This is a genomic window from Epilithonimonas zeae, from assembly GCF_023278365.1.
In the GTDB taxonomy this organism is placed as follows: Bacteria; Bacteroidota; Bacteroidia; order Flavobacteriales; family Weeksellaceae; genus Epilithonimonas; species Epilithonimonas zeae_A.
The window spans coordinates 1,514,443-1,531,519 of sequence record NZ_CP075338.1 but is presented as its reverse complement, the minus strand read 5'-3'; the positions used below and the strand labels follow the sequence as shown (position 1 = coordinate 1,531,519).

At 34.3% G+C, this 17,077-nt stretch carries 13 protein-coding genes; 5 read left to right on the top strand and 8 right to left on the bottom strand.

Annotation, left to right across the window (positions count from 1 at the left end; all coding sequences use genetic code 11):
* The 5 genes from KI430_RS06700 to rlmN all read right to left on the bottom strand — a co-directional run bounded on the left by KI430_RS06700 (nt 1) and on the right by rlmN (nt 4,340).
* Complete coding sequence (locus tag KI430_RS06700; protein ID WP_248877481.1) at nt 1–978, bottom strand: polyprenyl synthetase family protein; 978 nt, start codon at nt 976–978, stop codon at nt 1–3.
* Nucleotides 979–1,276: 298 nt separating this feature from the next.
* A complete protein-coding gene (locus tag KI430_RS06695; RefSeq protein ID WP_248877480.1) occupies nt 1,277–1,858 on the bottom strand; it encodes a TIGR00730 family Rossman fold protein in 582 nt (193 codons plus the stop codon).
* Nucleotides 1,859–1,898: 40 nt separating this feature from the next.
* A complete protein-coding gene (locus KI430_RS06690) occupies nt 1,899–2,777 on the bottom strand; it encodes a hypothetical protein (RefSeq protein ID WP_248877479.1) in 879 nt (292 codons plus the stop codon).
* Nucleotides 2,778–2,844: 67 nt separating this feature from the next.
* Nucleotides 2,845–3,306, bottom strand: a complete 462-nt coding sequence (locus tag KI430_RS06685) for a hypothetical protein (protein WP_248877478.1) — start codon at nt 3,304–3,306, stop codon at nt 2,845–2,847.
* The gene (rlmN, locus tag KI430_RS06680; protein WP_248877477.1) at nt 3,306–4,340 is read right to left on the bottom strand and encodes a 23S rRNA (adenine(2503)-C(2))-methyltransferase RlmN; all 1,035 of its coding nucleotides are present in this window, start codon (nt 4,338–4,340) and stop codon (nt 3,306–3,308) included. Before rlmN ends, KI430_RS06685 begins: the two co-directional genes overlap by 1 nt.
* Nucleotides 4,341–4,658: 318 nt before the next feature.
* Between rlmN and KI430_RS06675 the strand changes: the two genes are divergently transcribed.
* Nucleotides 4,659–6,914 (top strand): GAF domain-containing protein, encoded by a 2,256-nt coding sequence (locus tag KI430_RS06675; protein ID WP_248877476.1) that lies wholly within the window; start codon nt 4,659–4,661, stop codon nt 6,912–6,914.
* A 449-nt stretch (nt 6,915–7,363) separates the two neighbouring features.
* Here KI430_RS06675 and KI430_RS06670 read toward each other — a convergent pair whose 3' ends face one another.
* On the bottom strand, nt 7,364–8,566 hold the full coding sequence (locus KI430_RS06670; RefSeq protein WP_248877475.1) for a Pycsar system effector family protein: 1,203 nt from the start codon (nt 8,564–8,566) through the stop codon (nt 7,364–7,366).
* Between the two features lie 306 nt (nt 8,567–8,872).
* Here KI430_RS06670 and KI430_RS06665 point away from each other — a divergent pair, with 306 nt between their 5' ends.
* A complete protein-coding gene (locus KI430_RS06665; RefSeq protein ID WP_248877474.1) occupies nt 8,873–12,550 on the top strand; it encodes a metallophosphoesterase in 3,678 nt (1,225 codons plus the stop codon).
* Nucleotides 12,551–12,559: 9 nt separating this feature from the next.
* Nucleotides 12,560–13,096, top strand: a complete 537-nt coding sequence (locus KI430_RS06660) for a GNAT family N-acetyltransferase (protein WP_248877473.1) — start codon at nt 12,560–12,562, stop codon at nt 13,094–13,096.
* Here the strand turns inward: KI430_RS06660 and KI430_RS06655 are convergent.
* On the bottom strand, nt 13,080–14,198 hold the full coding sequence (locus KI430_RS06655; protein ID WP_248877472.1) for an acyltransferase family protein: 1,119 nt from the start codon (nt 14,196–14,198) through the stop codon (nt 13,080–13,082). The genes KI430_RS06660 and KI430_RS06655 overlap by 17 nt on opposite strands.
* A 189-nt stretch (nt 14,199–14,387) precedes the next feature.
* Here KI430_RS06655 and KI430_RS06650 point away from each other — a divergent pair, with 189 nt between their 5' ends.
* Together KI430_RS06650 and KI430_RS06645 are read left to right on the top strand one after the other, a co-directional pair.
* The gene (locus KI430_RS06650; RefSeq protein WP_248877471.1) at nt 14,388–15,443 is read left to right on the top strand and encodes a sensor histidine kinase; all 1,056 of its coding nucleotides are present in this window, start codon (nt 14,388–14,390) and stop codon (nt 15,441–15,443) included.
* Nucleotides 15,440–16,141 (top strand): LytR/AlgR family response regulator transcription factor, encoded by a 702-nt coding sequence (locus KI430_RS06645; protein WP_248877470.1) that lies wholly within the window; start codon nt 15,440–15,442, stop codon nt 16,139–16,141. The genes KI430_RS06650 and KI430_RS06645 overlap by 4 nt, the downstream gene beginning before the upstream one ends.
* A 5-nt stretch (nt 16,142–16,146) precedes the next feature.
* Here KI430_RS06645 and KI430_RS06640 read toward each other — a convergent pair whose 3' ends face one another.
* On the bottom strand, nt 16,147–17,007 hold the full coding sequence (locus KI430_RS06640) for a hypothetical protein (RefSeq protein WP_248877469.1): 861 nt from the start codon (nt 17,005–17,007) through the stop codon (nt 16,147–16,149).
* Nucleotides 17,008–17,077 lie beyond the last annotated feature (70 nt).

Sequence of the window (17,077 nt, the reverse complement as noted above, 5' to 3'; positions counted from 1 at the left end):
TTAAAGTTTTCTGCTAATCACATAATCCAGCATCAGTTTAAGAGATGCTTTGGCCTCATTGTCTGGGAATTCAGCAAGAATGTCAAGTGCTTTTTGCTGGTAATCTTTCATCGTTTGGATAGCATAATCCATTCCGCCGGAAGACTTTACAAATTCTACCAGCTCGCGAACTTTTTTAGAATCGTTGTTATAACGCTTTATCGCTGCGAAATATTTTTTGTAATTCTCAGGGCTCGCATTTTTCAAAGTATAAATCAAAGGCAGAGTCATCTTCTGTTCCTTGATGTCGATTCCTACAGGTTTTCCAATGATATTGCTTGTCTGATAATCAAAAAGGTCATCCTTGATCTGGAAAGCCATTCCCGTGTAAGTGCCGAATTCCTGCATTTTTTTCGCAGTCGCTTCATCCACGCCATTGGACAAAACACCAACTTCGCAGCAAGCCGCAATAAGAGTGGCTGTTTTCTGACGGATGATTTCGTAATAAACATCTTCTGTGATGTCCAGTTTTCTGGCTTTTTCCAACTGAAGCAATTCGCCTTCAGACATTTCTCTGATCGTTCTGGAAATCACAGCTAGCAAATCAAAATCTTTGTTATCCGTAGAAAGCAAAACCGATTTCGAAAGTAGATAATCGCCAACCAACACTGCAATTTTATTCTTCCAAAGTGCATTGATGGAAAAGAAATTCCGGCGTTTAAAACTCTCATCCACAACATCATCGTGAACCAAAGTCGCCGTATGAATCAACTCAATCATACTGGCGCCGCGGAAAGTTTTTTCGTTCACATTTCCGACCAGTTTTGCGCATAGAAAAACAAACATCGGGCGCATTTGTTTCCCTTTTGTCGTGACAATAAAACGCGTAACTTTATCCAGCAGAGCAACATTACTTTTCATCGATTCATAAAACTTTTGTTCAAAAAGTTTCATTTCTTCAGAAATCGGAGCTTTGATTAGTTCTACTGTATTGGCCACTGTTTGCGTTTAGAGATTATATTTTTGGAGCAACAACATTCAACTTCTTTTCAACATTCTAACCCGCTTTCCGTTACAATCTTTTTGTTTTCCAAAGAAAAACAAAAAGGATTTCCACTACAATCGGGGCTATGTTGAAGATCTGTCTGTCGATTGAACAAAAACTATTCTACAAATATAAATATTATAAATCTTTCAAAGGAATAAAATAAAGACTTTGAAACGCTTTTTGATTTTTATCACAGAATAAAAATCCATTACAATATAGAATTAATACATTTTTAAATTAACAATAGAATCAAACACGTTCTTTATTAATCCATTTTGCAACGTCTGGCGCAACATAGTTTTTCATCATTGCGATAAGCTTATCAATATCATCGCTTACCAGAATCATATCTCGGTTAACTTCTTTCAGAAAACCTTTGTCAACCATAGTTTGGATAAAAGTGATTAAGGAATCGTAAAAACCAGCGGTATTCAAAATGGCAATCGGTTTTTTATGAAGTCCCAATTGCGCCCAAGTCAGCATTTCAAAAAACTCTTCCAAAGTTCCGAAACCGCCCGGTAAAGCAATTACGCCATCGCAAAGCTCGTTCATTTTGGTTTTTCTTTCGTGCATAGTTTCCACCAAAATAAGGTCTGTCAAATGCTCGTGTGCAATTTCTTTAGATTTTAAAAAGTTAGGCAAAACGCCAATAGCTTTTCCTCCGTTCTCTAAAACGCCGTCCGCTACTGCACCCATCAAACCTACATTAGCGCCTCCGTAAACCAATTCGATTTGATGTTCTGCTAATGTTTTTCCTAATAATTTTGCCTGCGATTTGTAAACGTCATCCGTCCCAAAACTTGAACCACAGAATACCGTAATTCTTTTCATTTCTTATTGGATTTTTGATTAAAGTAGTATGCAAATATAATTATTGCAAATCTTCAAACGGGACAAAGTAGAGACTTTGAGGCACTTTTTTGATTTTGATGCTGAATCGCTCTCCTGAGATATAAATTCCTTTTTCAGTTGCCGTAATACCTTCGATTTGACCAATTTTGAAAGCTCTTCCCAAAGAAAACTTTTTTTGAATCTTGTTGAAAAATAGATTTCCAGAATCATCTTTTTCGAAAATCATAAGATAAACCGAAGCTTTTTTGGTGTAACCTACAACGTATAATTTATTTTCAAAAAAAGAAGCATCGGTCACAACAAATCCAGTTTTAAAAGATTCCAGTTTTTGAGCAGGCTGGTTTTCTGTCAGGTTTTTGTCGATGACATAATGAGAAACCGTATTTGTAATCCATTCTTTTGTGAATAAATGAATATTTCCATCTAGGAAAATCATCGCTTCAGCATCAAAATTATTATTGATGTTTTTTGGAGTGAAATCAATTTGTTCCGGATAAAAAAACGGAATTGTTTTTATAGAATCTGTGACGATTGAATCATTCTTAAAAGGAACTTGATAAACTTTCAAATCTTTCCTGGTTCCCAGATTATTCCCGAATTCCCCAACATAAAAATTTTCGCTATCATTCGTAATAGCTTCCCAATCGATATTTTTGAGACCGGTTTGAAAAGTCTTTTCGATGTTTGAACTTCCTGGTTTTATTTCGAAAATTTCGCTGGTGTTGCCGCTGTCATTGAACGAAAAAAGTCTTCCATTAATATTTGTCAAGCCTGATGATTCCCTTAAAGAATCACTCAAAACAGCAATTTTATATTTCTTTAGATTCAGTGACTGCGCTTTCTGTGCTGAGATTTGAAATCCTGAGAGAATCAATAAAATGTAAAAAATCCTTTTCATATTCTGTAAAAATAAGAATTGATTTTTTGAACGTAAAATTTTATGGATTAAAGTATTGTTAAAGAATTTACCTAAAATTAAGTTCTAAATAACCGATTGCTTTAATATTTGAAAAATAATATTTTGGATATTTTATCCAGAATTTACCTTTGCTTTTCGAATCTTCTTTTAATATTATTCTTATGTTTTTTGGAGACATTAAAAGATAATTTTCAATTTTTTTCTCGCTATGTTTTCGAGAACTAGTATTGATTTTTAATTCGGGTGAATTTTTATTGATTTCAATTTGATTCTTATTGTCATTAATAAAAATAATTTTATTAGAATTATTTATTTCTGTTTTAATTTCATTTATTACCAAATTTGATAATTCATTATCAATAAATATATTAATGACAAAAAATAATAATGTAATTAAAAAGTATTTGAAATCGGATTGTTTTCTCAGTGATTTATAAATATATATCAAAAATGAAATGACTGATATACTGAAAAAAATAAAATAAATTATTTCTAAAAAAGCAATCATTATTCCGCCGTTTTATTCGCCAATTGTCCACAAGCTGCGTCGATATCGCCGCCACGGCTTTTTCTTACAACAATCGTGATTCCTGCTTTTTCTAATTCACGAACATATTTTTGCTCGGCTTCAATACTTCTGTGGTCAAATTTTCCTTCGCCAATCGGGTTGTATTGGATTAGATTGACTTTACTTGGAACTTGTCGGCAATATTTGATCAAAGCTTTGATATCTTCGTCTCCATCGTTGATTCCTTTCCAAACACAATATTCAAAAGTAACTGGAGAACCGGTTTTCTGATACCAATATTGAAGCGAATCCATAATGTCAGTCAAAGGAAACTTCTCAGAAAAAGGCATTATTTCGTTTCGTTTATGCTCAATGGCTGAATGGAGAGAAAGTGCTAGTTTCACTTTCAGTTCTTCATCGGCCAGCATTTTTATCATCTTCGGAATTCCGGAAGTGGAAACCGTTATTCTTCTTGGTGACATTCCCAGGCCTTCCGGCTTTGTGATTTTATGAATAGCTTCGACAACGTTTTTGTAATTCATCATCGGTTCGCCCATTCCCATAAACACAATATTAGTGAGTGGTCTGTCAAAATATTCTTTGCTTTGGCGATCAATCAAAGCAACTTGGTCTACGATCTCTGCAACTTCCAGATTTCGCATTCTTTTGAGTTTAGCTGTTGCACAAAATTCACAGTTCAGAGAACAACCAACTTGAGAAGAAACACAAGCCGTACTACGGGTTTCAGTAGGAATCAAAACCGATTCCACCATCAATCCATCGTGCAATTTAACGCCATTTTTTATCGTCCCATCTGTAGATTTTTGTAATAAATCAACGGCGATTGGATTAATGAAAAAATCTCGCGTCAAACTTTCTCGAAGATCTTTAGAAAGATTTGTCATCTCATCAAAGGAATGTAAATTCTTGCTCCAAAGCCAATCATAAACCTGTTTTGCACGAAAAGGTTTTTCACCGATTGTGCTGAAATGGTCTTTTAACTGATCAAGGGAAAAGGTGCGGATATCTTTCAATGTTTTCTGAGATTTTTTGCAAAGATACGGTTATTGTAACAATTTTGAAATCGACTAATGGAACGATAGATATATCTAATAATCTTTAGATTTGTAAATTTGGAATATATGTTTTTATTCTAACTTTTACATTGATAAATTGTTACATACTTGCTTTTCATTATATCAAACAGAATTAAAGTATTATGAATTTTAAATCGACTTTATTAATATATTCCTAATTCTTACATTTGCATTGATTTTTACCCGATGAAGTTCCAAGCCTTTTACGATAGCCCGTTCATACTGAATTTTTCCTTTGAAAAGCTCATTCAAATAATGGAAGCAGAAGCTTCTGATAACCCGGAATATGCATTGTCACACCAGAGGATTTTGGATAAGTGCAAAGAATTTCCCGAGCTTCTGGATGGCATCACAAGTCTTGACTTTTTCGAGAAAAATGAAACCTTGATGAAAGAACTGTTGCGCGACCTTTTTCCGCCAATGTTGACGGAAAATGAAATCAAGGCCATCAGTTTTCCTTTTTATAATTTCTTTTTCAACCCTACAAAAAGGTTTGAGCGCATTATCAAAAAAGCAGGTGACAATTTTGATATGATTATCAAAGATATGGATCCGCACCGCTTTTATGTGATGAGCTGCTGTATCATCCTTAATGATTTTTATGGGGTTCCGCTTAACGTTTCGATGCCATTTATATTTGATATTCCGAATGAAGATGGAGTTGTAAAACACTACAGATTTCTCACGAATGCCGATTTTATGGATGTTCATCCATTGGAAAACTTCAAAAAATTAACTGAAGAAGAGATTTCTGAATTGCTGGATAATTTCGAAGATTACGAGCTTTGGAAAGAAAAATTTCCGCCAAAAAGCTGGGAGCTGAAAGGTTTTGCTGTCGTTAATTTCTTTGACGCCACAACAGAAATTGCAGTTTCCAATCTCAAAACCAAATTGATTAATCTTGAAGATGATGAAAATTTGAAACCGGAACTGAACAAGATTTTCCGTTCGATTTTTCAGGTTCCTGATTTAGAATTGGGCTATACATCCATCAATCACGAAGAAAACAAATTTGTAAAAACGCCCATCAATGGTGTGATTGATAGTTTTATTCTGTCAGGATTGAATCATTCCAGAAATGAATTGCTCTGCGAAAAGAACTTCAATACATTGGTAGAATCCAGAAAATACTTCAGCATTTCTGATGTTGAAAAAGTTTACCGGGAGTTTCCGGACAGTGATTTTGCCAGACATTTCTACGAATCGGGAATCAAAAGTGCGATTTTTGCACCTATTATCAAAAACAAAAAAGTTCTCGGAATTATCGAACTCGTTTCCAGAAAAAAAATGTTGAACAGCATCAATGCTCAAAAAATGGAAATCGTAATGCCTTATCTGGAGGATACGATGGACAGACTTTATGACGGTATTGAGACCAGAATCCAGGCTATTATCCAAAGAGAATATACATCGATACATCCAAGTGTTTATTGGAAATTCAGACAAGAAGCGGAACGTCACATCGGTTTTTACAGAGAGGAATTCGATTTGCCATACCGAAAAATCACTTTTGAAAATCTGACACCACTTTTTGGGCAAACTGACATTAGAAATTCTTCAATTTCGAGAAATCTGGCCATTAAAAAAGATTTAGAAATTAACCTGATGCTGATTTCTGATGTTTTCAAAAATCTGATTTCTGGCAATGATTTGGAATCTATTAATTTAAAACTGATTCATTTTCAAGAATTATTGTCAAAAGATTTAAAAGCCGACACAGAAAGTCAGGTTCAGAATTTTATTCATCAGGAAGTTCATCCGTTGCTGGAATCGATTAAACTTCAGAATGTGAATTATAATCAAATCGTAACGGACTATCACAAACAACTGGATTCTAAAACGGAATTGGTTTATCAGTTCAGGAAGAAATTTGATGATAGTTTGTCATCTGTCAATAAGTTTTTAGCGGATATTCTGGACAAACGTCAGGAAGAGCAACAGCGAAGATTTCCGTTTTACTACGAGCGTTTCAAGACAGACGGCGTAGAACATAATATGTATATCGGTTCATCGATTGAACCGGAGTTGACTTACGACCCGATTTTCCTCAAGAACTTAAGATTATGGCAATTGCGTGTGATTTGCGAATCCGAATTGCATTACAAAAAATACAAAGAAACGCTGGATTATTCTCTGGATGTTTCGTCTTTGATTTTGGTTTACAGCACGCCGATCAGTATCAGATTCAGGATGGATGAAAAACGTTTTGACGTGGACGGAAGTTATAATGCCCGCTACGAAATGATTAAAAAACGTATCGACAAATCCCTGATCAAAAATTCTGACGAACGCATCACACAACCCGGAAAAATCAGCATTATCTATTCTCAGGATAGGGAACGTGAAGAATATTTGAAATTAATCAAAATCCTTCAGAACCAAAATGTGCTTTCAACAATAGAAGAGCTGGAAGTTGAAGATTTACAGGGAATTAATGGTTTGCGAGCTTTGCGTGTTGCGGTTAATTATGAGGCAGAAGATGTGGATTATGAGTTTGTGGAAGGTGTATAAAAATTATTGAATTTTATAGATGTAATCACTTTTCTCTTTAGACGACTGACTTTCTATATCTTTTATTTTTATTTCCTTGTTGTCAATTTTTATATTGTCAATTGACCAATTCCTCCAATGGTAATTGATAGTTTTTTCCACTCTGGTTGTAGAGGATGGTGGCAAAACAACTTCTATTTCATAATCATCAATGATGGTTTTGTTAAGTGAGAGTAGATTTTTATTCTTTCTAAACTCTTTTGGATTTGCTATGCCATTTTTATAATTGAAACTAAATTCACCATAAGGATCATTTTCTAAGCGAGACTTAATGTTAAATTTATTATTTTATTCTCATTGGTGAGATTTTGTATGTAAAAGTCGGTAAGAACTGAGCATCCCAAAAGTGAGAATAAAAGGAAGAAACCAAATAAAATTTTAAAATATTTTAATTTCATAATTCTTAAATTCTAAACCGTCACATTCCGAAAAGCCACCACAAAAGCCACCACAGAAACAATAATTCCAATTGTGAAGACCGTGTAAGTCAGTCTCAATAATTTGTATTTTCTATTTAGAACAACGCCCAGATAATAGAGGTCTTTTATCATTGTATCGTACAAATATTGTCGGTCGTTCATCATTTCTTTCATTGCCCAGAGATATTCTTCCATCGGCATTTTGTAGAAATTTCCGAAGAACAGAAGGTTTACTTTTTTCTCCTCTATTTCCTTTCTGGTAAAAGTTCCGCTGGATACTTTCGGTCTCGTAGACATAATCGCCAAAATAATACAAATCACACTGAATATGACCATCACAAATGTCGGAATAATCAAATGCGAATTACTTGGCGCATCCAGTTTTGGAATCAAAGATGATAATGCAATTGAAATAATAATCGCGTTGACGGAAAGCAGAATATTCGCTTTGCTATCGGCAATTTGGCTCAGTTTGGTGTGGTTGTTCAATGTCACCCGGAACATTGTTTCTATACCACGTTCAGGGCTTTCCAGTTTCTCAAGCTTTTTCTTATTCAGAAGTGCTTTATCATTATCTTCAGCCGCTTTTTTCTTTTTTTCTTCTTTCAGATTCTGGATGTGAGAAAGGATTTTATCCACATTTTTTTCTTTGATCGGCTGCCAGTTTTCTTTAGCAAATTTGGTATAAAACTGATGTTTCGAAAAGAAAACAATATTAAGCTCAGACCACTGTTGCTTGCTGAATTTCTGATGATGCACCTCCTTGATTTCCTGTCTCAGATTCTCACAAATCCTGAAATAATCATCCGAAGCCAAATGATACAAATCCGCATCTTTTATGATTTCTTCCAGATGATTTTTAGGCTTGTAAAATTTGTCCGTTGCCAGGATCAGTTCTCCGATTTTGGCAATTCTATCTTCGGAAAAACCATATTGCTTTAAAAAGTTTGCAGCTTCTTTTCGGCTTTCTTCTTCGTGATTATCAGCATCATCAATATAACCCAAATCGTGAAACCAGCCTGCCAAAAGCAGATTCTCTGTATCTTCGGGACCAATGCTTTCTTCTTTTGCAAGGATTTTTATCTTATCTACAACCTGAATCGTGTGGTCAAGATTGTGATAAGTATAAACAGAAGATAATCTATCTTTGAATAAATTTTTAACATAATCTTCCGAAATTTTCAAAATATCCATAAAAGCAATTTGGAACAAATTTAAGAAAGTATTTATAGCTTATTAATTTTAATTTTGTTAAATATTGTTAGAGTTTGACTAATTTCGTGAATATTTGAAATCAAAATCATCAGGCCGAGCTTGTCGAAGCCTTTAACTTAAATTTAATTTTATTTATGGCAGCTTAATCCGCCTTCCGCTCCCAATCTTTTTTGCAGAAGATTTTAGATTAAATAGAATTTAAGTGTAAGCAAAAAAGGATTTCCGCTCAAGTCGGGCTGCGTGCGATTCATTGGTAAGAATTACCATTAATATTGAAAATCATTTATGAGATACATATACCAATTATATCTTTTTATCATACTTCTGTTTGTTGCGGTTTCCTGCGCCGTTCAAAACGCCGATTATGGAAAAAACGCCAAAGATTTTGCCAAAAATCCAACGATTAAAGACAGCATCATCCATACGTTTTATTTGGTTGGTGATGCTGGGAATCTTGATCAGGATGAAGCTTTCCACAATATGAATATTCTGAAAGATTCATTATCCAAAGCTCCGGAAAATAGTACTTTGATGTTTTTAGGCGATAATATTTATCCAGTCGGGATGCCAAAAAAAGAGGACGAACATAGAGCTTTGGCGGAGAAAAAAATGGATAACCAGATTTTATTATCTCAACAGTTCAAAGGAAAAACGATTTTCATTCCCGGCAATCACGATTGGTACAACAACGGCATCAAAGGTTTGAAAAGAGAAGAAGATTATGTCACAGAAAAACTGAATGACAAATCGGCTTTCGCACCAAGAAACGGTTGTCCCATCGAAACCAGAAAAATCAACAAAAAACTGACTTTGATTTTAGTGGACACAGAATGGGTTTTAGCCAATTGGGACAAAAATCCGGGTATCAATGAAAAGTGCGACCTCAAAACCCGCGAAGATTTCTATACAGAATTCGAAGACCAATTGAATAAAAATCAGAATAAAACAATCGTAATTGCAACACATCATCCTTTGATGACGAACGGTTCGCACGGCGGAAGATACTCTTGGGAAAAGCAAATTTTTCCTTTGGAAAATAAAATTCCACTGCCAATTCTCGGAACGGGAATCAATCTGATGCGTGCAACTGGCGGAATCACACACCAGGATATCAGCAATCAGAACTATAAAAATTTGGCAGACCGACTGAAAACATTGATTAGCGGAAGGAAAAATGTCATCGTAGTTTCCGGTCACGACCACAATCTACAATACATCGAGCAAGCTGACATTCGTCAAATAGTAAGCGGAGCAGGTTCCAAAACCGAATCTGCAAAAGCCGTTGGAAGCAATGATTTTTCATTTGGAAAAAACGGATATGCAGAACTGAAAATCTCAAAATCAGGAAATGCTGAAGTGAGTTTTTACAGTCTTAATCCAGAAAAATCGGAATTGCTTTTCAGAAAAACGGTTTTAGGAAAAGAAGAAAAACCGAAGCAAGATTTTCCCAATCAGTTTTCAGAATATTCCCAAGCATCGATTTATGACTCTACGATGACGAAGAAAAGTAAGCTCTACGAGTTTCTTTGGGGAAAACATTACCGTGAATATTATTCGGAAAAAATCAATGTCAAAAATCTGGAATTAGATACATTATTCGGTGGGGTAAAAACGGATAGAGCAGGAGGCGGACATCAGACCAAATCCCTTCGTCTGGAAACCAAATCCGGAAACGAATATGTGATTCGAGCGCTGAAAAAAAGCGGTGTGAGATTTTTACAGGCTGTAGCGTTCAAAAATCAATATGTAATTGATGATTTTTCGGATAGTTATGCGGACAAATTTTTGTTGGATTTTTATACAACTTCACATCCTTACACGCCTTTGGTAATCGGTGGAATGGCAGACAAATTGGGAATTCGTCACACAACACCAGAACTTTTTTATATTCCAAAACAGAAAACTCTTAAAAACTTCAATGAGAATTTTGGAAATGAGTTGTATTATCTCGAAGACCGACCAATGGAAACCGAGGAAAATCCGAACAAAGTTCTAGGAACCGATGAAGTAATCCTGAATCTTGCCAAAGATGAAAAATATAAAATGGATGAAAAAGCGTGGATCAAAGCACGTTTGTTCGATATGTTGATTGGTGATTGGGACAGGCATCACGACCAATGGAAATTCGAATCCAGGAAAGAAAATGGCAACGTAATTTACAGCCCGATTCCGAAAGACAGAGACCAAGCCTTCGCCAAATATGACGGTTTTATTACAGGGATTTTGATGGAATTTCCGGAGCTGAAACATATGCAAAATTTTGATTATCAGATGGAAAGCGTAAAGTGGTTTAACAGAGAGCCTTATCCGTTGGATTTGATTTTTGCTAAAAACTCTAATGGAAAAGATTGGCAGGGTGTAGCGGAATTTATTCAAAATAATTTGTCAGAAAATGACATCCGAGAAGCATTTAAAAAACTACCAAAAGAAGTTCAGGACAACGTTTCGGAAGATTTGATTCAGAAATTACTGACGAGAAAAGGAGACCTTGAAAAATATGCTTCGGCTTATTTCAAATTTCTTCAAGAGAAAGTGATTTTGACTGGAACTGACAAAAAAGACAAGTTTGTAGTTACCAGATTACCGAATAACGAAACCGAAGTCAAAATCATCAGGCTGAAAAAATCGGGAGAAGAATTGCAGTCATCCAAGCTTTATTCGGGATTGATGACAAAAGAAATTTTGTTGTATGGTCTGGGTGATGATGACGAATTTGTAGTAGAAGGCAAACAGAAATCAAGTATTAGAGTCAGACTTTTAGGTGGGTTAGACAATGACAAATATGCAGTTTCCAATTCCAAAAAAGTCACGATTTACGATTACAAAAGCAAACCGAATAACTTTGAAAATAAAGGAAATACCACTCTGAAGTTGACTGATGATTACGACATCAATCAGTACAATTACAGAAATGCGAAATACAATGTTTTCACCACGTTTATGAACTTCAATTTCAATCCGGATGATGCGCTGGCGATTGGTTTCAATGCAGATTATACGGTGAATGATTTTATCAAGAATCCGTATTCTCAGAAACACCATTTTACAGCCAACTATTTCACGGGAACCAAAGGTTATGAGTTTGCTTATCAGGCAATGTTTCCGATGTTGAAAGGCAATTGGTTTTACGGTTTGGATACGAGAGTGACGAGTTCGCATTACATCAGGAATTTCTACGGAATCGGGAATGAAACGGTTAATCCAAAAGAAGAATATGGGAATCGATTCAATAATGTGAGAGCTCGAGAATTTGGATTTTCACCGTCTATTAACTGGAACAAAAATGCATCAACATTCTCCGCAAAACTGAATTACGAAATTCTGAAAATCGATAGAACAGCGAATCGTTATATCTCCATTCCTGGCGTTGTGAATGATGATGTTTTCAAATCAAAACAGTTTGGTGGAGCGGATTTGTCATTCAATTATGAGAATTATGACAATAAAGCAAATCCAAAATTGGGAATGAAATTCGATATCAGAACGGTTTGGAATATGAACCTTCAAAACACGGACAGACAATATACTTCACTGGAAACCGGACTTGGTTTTCTGCATTATCTGACGCAAAATCAAAGATTGGTCTGGTCTTCTTATGCGAAGGCAAAATGGCTTTTCGGTAACGATTACGAGTTTTATCAAATGGCGACGTTGGGCGGAAACAAAGATTTGCGAGGTTTCCGTTTTAACCGTTTTTATGGGAAAAACTCTTTTTATCAAACTTCAGATTTGCGTTATGAAATAGGCAAAATCAAAAACTCGATTTTACCTTTGAGTTACGGATTTTTCGGTGGATTTGATTTAGGAAGAGTTTGGAATCCGAATGAAAGTTCTAATAAATGGCACAACTCATACGGAGGTGGATTTTGGCTGAATGCAGTTGACGCCATCTCTGCCAATATTTCTTATTTTACATCGTCAGACGGCGGAAGATTGGTTGTCGGGATTGGCGGGACTTTTTAAAATGTAGTGATGATTGAAACCAAACGACTGCTTCTAAAACCGTATTCGCTGGATTTTGCTGAGGAATTTTATACTAAATTTCAAAATGACAAAACTTATCTGGAAGATTACTTTTCGAGAACTTTAAGTGTTACGAAAACTCTGCAAGAAACCAAATTGTATTTCCAAAAAAAGATTGAAAGTTTTAAAAGTGAAGAAGGTTTCTATTTTGGGATTTTTCTCAAAGAATCAGATGAATTGATCGGTCATATTTCAATTAGAGAAATCGATTGGTCGGTTCCGAAAGGTGAGTTGGCGTATTTTATTTTCAATGATTTTTCGGGTAATAAATATTCTTATGAAGCTTTGGAAGCTTTTCGTAATTTCTGTATGAATGAAAAAAAAATGACCCGAATCTTTATGAAAATCGCACCGGACAATATCGCCAGCAAAAAAGTAGCGGAATTCTGCAATTTCGAGTTTGAAGGCTTGCTGAAAAACGATTACAGAAAACGACAAGAAGTTCTTACGGATATGTTGCTTTATTCGTTTACGAAGAGAAATTAGCAGAGATTTTATTCCTCAATTTTAAACTCGGTTTTTCAATAAAATATCTGTAAAATAATCCTCCAAGAATACATCCTATTAAACAGATAATCAATAACAAATTTTCCGAAATGGAAATTTTGTAATATTCTATCAGGCTTTGAATAATATGGATAATTCCCTTGTGAGAAAGATAGATTGCAAAAGATAAATTTGCTAATTGAGTTGTGAAATAGTTTTTTGATTTGTTCAGGAATGAGGATTTCGAAATCGCAGAAATCACTATAAAACCATAATTTACAGCAACGAATGTGAATCCAAATATCGATGCAAATTCAGAAGATTGGTCATTGCAAACCCATAAAGAGAAGCCAAGAAAAGCTAAACCTGACAGCAAAAACAAATTGCCATTTTCATCAATAATCTTTCTGAATCTTGAAAAATTTTGAAACAGATATCCAATTAAAACGCCGATAGCCAATCCGTCCAATCTAGTGTGCGTTGGATAATAGATTTTCATATACCAGACCTTCCAAAATTTATTCGAATTGATATTTGGAAAAACGTATTCCTGCCAAGAAAAATACCTCGCAAAAATTGAAAATAATATAATGAATGCAATCATAACAATTAGATATTTCAATGTTTTTGATTTGATGAGTGATAGTAATGAAAAAGGCAGAATTAGATAGAATTGCTCCTCAATACACAATGACCAAGCGTGTGAAAACGTTCCTTTGTTGATGACATCTAAGCCATAATTCTGAGTGAAGCTGAGAAATTTCCATAACGGCGAAAGCGATTCTCTTTCTCTGAAAAAAGGAAAGCAGAAATATAATAGTAATGTGAAAAAATAAGGCGGGATAATCCTGAAAAAACGTTTTATGAAAAATGATTTCAAACTGAAATTCCCACGATTTTTAATTTCCTGAAATAATTGATTTGAAATCAGAAAACCACTTAATACAAAGAACAAATCAACTCCAGTCCAGCCAAAACGCCCATAAATATCTATCCAATCTGGATGTATAAAAGCTCGATAATGATACATTAATACCAAAAGAATTGCAATGGCTCTCAGATGGTCTAATCCATTGAATCTTTGAGAGGAAGTAGTCTGCATTTATTTTTTTTTCTGCAAGATGCTTGCTTTTTAATAGTAATTTTCAAAGCACCTTCAGAAAGCGGAGTTTTTTATTTTGATTACTTATTCTGCATTTTGGATTGTAATTATGGTTGTTTGTCATTCGATTTGTCAATTCTACATTCGTAAAAGATTTTTATCGGATTATAATTTATAATTTTGAAGGTTGTGAAAATCGGAACTGACAAAAATTATCGACCAAACATTGGCTTTCAAATTTTATTTTGGATAGCACTTTTTCTGTTGATTGAAGCAAGAAATTATGGAGAATATGAGAATGCTAATATTCAATTGATTTTTTACTATGATTTGTGCCATTGGATTTTTCAGATTATCAGTGCGAATTTTATTTATTATGTTCTCATAAAGCATTTTTTTGACCGAAAAAAGTATTTCTCATTTTCAATTTTACTGCTTGTTTCTCTTTATGTTTTTTCTGTTATTAACCGCCTTTTTATTGTTTACATAGCCGAACCTTTTTTTTGTAATTATCCGCAAGACAGCATTTATAGTATTTTTACAGACATCAGATATCTGTTGATTAGTTATACTTTTTCTATTATTACAGGAGCTTTTGCCTTTGTTTCAGTGATGTTTATGCTGCGATATAAAAGTGAAAAACAAAACACGACCAAACTTTTGAAGGAAAAAGCAGAATTAGAATTGAAAGTTCTGAAGTCACAGCTTAATCCTCATTTTTTGTTCAATACACTCAATAATATTTATTCGCTTTCCATTATTAATTCGGAGAAAACTTCAGAATCTATCAGCAGACTTTCGGAAATTTTGGACTATGTTCTTTATAAAGGTCAGAATAAAACGGTTAATATTTCGGATGAAATTTCTATCATTGATGATTATATTGAGCTTGAAAAACTGAGATATGACGAACGTCTGAAAATATTCAAAAGACAAAAACTAAATTCTGAAAACAAAATTCCACCATTGTTGTATCTTTCTTTGGTTGAAAATTCCTTCAAACACGGTGCAGGAAAATCGGCTGGAAATATTGAAATTAATATTGAAATTGAAACGGATGAAAATCAATCTGTTTTTCGAATCAAAAATACCTATTCAGAAACTTTAAAATCTGAACGTGAAAGTTTGGGATTAAATAATATAGAAGAGCAATTGAAAATATTTTATGAGAATCAATTTGAATTTAATGTTTCAGAAATCGGAAATTGGTTTGAAGTAGAAATAATTACGCCCGCAACAGAATGATAAATTGTATTATAATTGATGACGAACCTCTGGCTGTAAAGCTTTTGGAAAACCATATTTCAAAGATTGATTCTCTGAAACTGGTCGCAACTGCAAAAAACGCAATCGAAGCTTATCAAATATTGCAGACAAAACCTGTTGACCTAATGTTTCTCGATATCGAAATGCCCAATCTTAACGGAATCGAATTTCTGAAATCCTTAAATCGAAAACCTAAAACCATTTTCACAACTGCTTATCGCGAATTTGCTATAGAAGGATTTGAATTGGAAGCGGTTGATTATATTCTGAAACCAATTACATTCGAGCGGTTTTTCAAATCTGTAGAGCGTGTGTTGAGAAATATTCCTTCTGATGAACAAACTGAAGATTTCATTATTGTCAAATCTGATGGATTGAATAGGAAAATCATTTTATCTGATATTCTTTATTTTGAAAGCCAAGGAAATGATGTCAGAATCATTTTGCAAAACGAGGGAAAAATCATTACAAAAAATAAAATGACAGATTTGGAAAATTCACTTTCTGATAGGGCTTTTGTAAGGATTCATAGGTCTTTTTTAATCAATTCAAAATATGTAATTGCCTTCAATAATAATGAATTGAATTTGGGCAAATACAATATTCCCGTTGGCAGGAGTTATCGAAAAGAGTTTGAGGATTTTGTGGAGAAGTTTTCCGCTTCCAGATTATTGTGATTGAATTATTTCAAATTCAATTGATAAAGATTTCCTGTGTGTGTTTTGTTGCCTTCATCGGTCATTAAGATTGTATTTTCATCTTTGAAACAAAGACCTTCTTTCTGTGTGTGATGATTCAGTTCAATTTTTTCGACGTTTCCGGAGAAGAAATTATTGCCTTCCCAATTGGTGAAAATCCAAACTTTATCGGAGCTTAAAATAGCCACTTTATCTTTATTCGGGCTGATGTCTGCACTGGTCACAGCACAATGATTGAACTGTTCGCAGGTCACAAAACTCCCGATTTTCTTAGCAGGTAATTTTTGAGTGGAGTTGTTATCAACTTCATACAAAACAGTTGTTCCATCAAATTTTGAACTTCTGTTTTTCGTGAAAAGATAAAATTTGTTGTTATGGATGAAGAACGATTCAACGTCAAAAATGCGGTCTTTTTTCTTTGGAGGAAATTCGGTTTGTTCGGGATAATAGAACTGAACAATTGATTCTGCTTTAGCCACATCCTTATTCAAATCCGAAGCAGTAATTTTATAAATGGCTAAGTTTTGTCTGTCATTATCATTATTTCCAAAATCGCCGATGTAGATATTCCCTTCATCATCAGAAGTCAAATCTTCCCAGTCATTATTTTCAACATTGGAAATGGTAATTTGCCTGATTAATTTTCCTTTCTCATTGAATCCAAAAAGAACATTGTGATTATGGTTGTCCTCAATTGTCCAAATCAACGGCGATGCTTTTGAGATTTCACAAGCCGAAGCTTCTTTCAGCTTTTTGGGAAGACTCGCTAGTGTTGAAAAATTCTCCTGAGTCTGGGAACAGGAAAATGTAATGGATAATAATGCTAAAAAAGAAAATGCTTTCATAGGATGAAATTAATGAAAATAATGGAGATTGAAACCACAAAAGTCACAAAAGAACAAAATTGAAATAGAC

Bases quoted from the DNA above. Each gene is read 5' to 3' on its own strand.
- KI430_RS06695 (WP_248877480.1), bottom strand. From the start codon at position 1,858: ATGAAAAGAATTACGGTATTCTGTGGTTCAAGTTTTGGGACGGATGAC.
- KI430_RS06690 (WP_248877479.1), bottom strand. From the start codon at position 2,777: ATGAAAAGGATTTTTTACATTTTATTGATTCTCTCAGGATTTCAAATC.
- KI430_RS06685 (WP_248877478.1), bottom strand. From the start codon at position 3,306: ATGATTGCTTTTTTAGAAATAATTTATTTTATTTTTTTCAGTATATCA.
- KI430_RS06675 (WP_248877476.1), top strand. From the start codon at position 4,659: ATGGAAGCAGAAGCTTCTGATAACCCGGAATATGCATTGTCACACCAG.
- KI430_RS06670 (WP_248877475.1), bottom strand. From the start codon at position 8,566: ATGGATATTTTGAAAATTTCGGAAGATTATGTTAAAAATTTATTCAAA.
- KI430_RS06665 (WP_248877474.1), top strand. From the start codon at position 8,873: ATGAGATACATATACCAATTATATCTTTTTATCATACTTCTGTTTGTT.
- KI430_RS06660 (WP_248877473.1), top strand. From the start codon at position 12,560: ATGATTGAAACCAAACGACTGCTTCTAAAACCGTATTCGCTGGATTTT.
- KI430_RS06655 (WP_248877472.1), bottom strand. From the start codon at position 14,198: ATGCAGACTACTTCCTCTCAAAGATTCAATGGATTAGACCATCTGAGA.
- KI430_RS06645 (WP_248877470.1), top strand. From the start codon at position 15,440: ATGATAAATTGTATTATAATTGATGACGAACCTCTGGCTGTAAAGCTT.
- KI430_RS06640 (WP_248877469.1), bottom strand. From the start codon at position 17,007: ATGAAAGCATTTTCTTTTTTAGCATTATTATCCATTACATTTTCCTGT.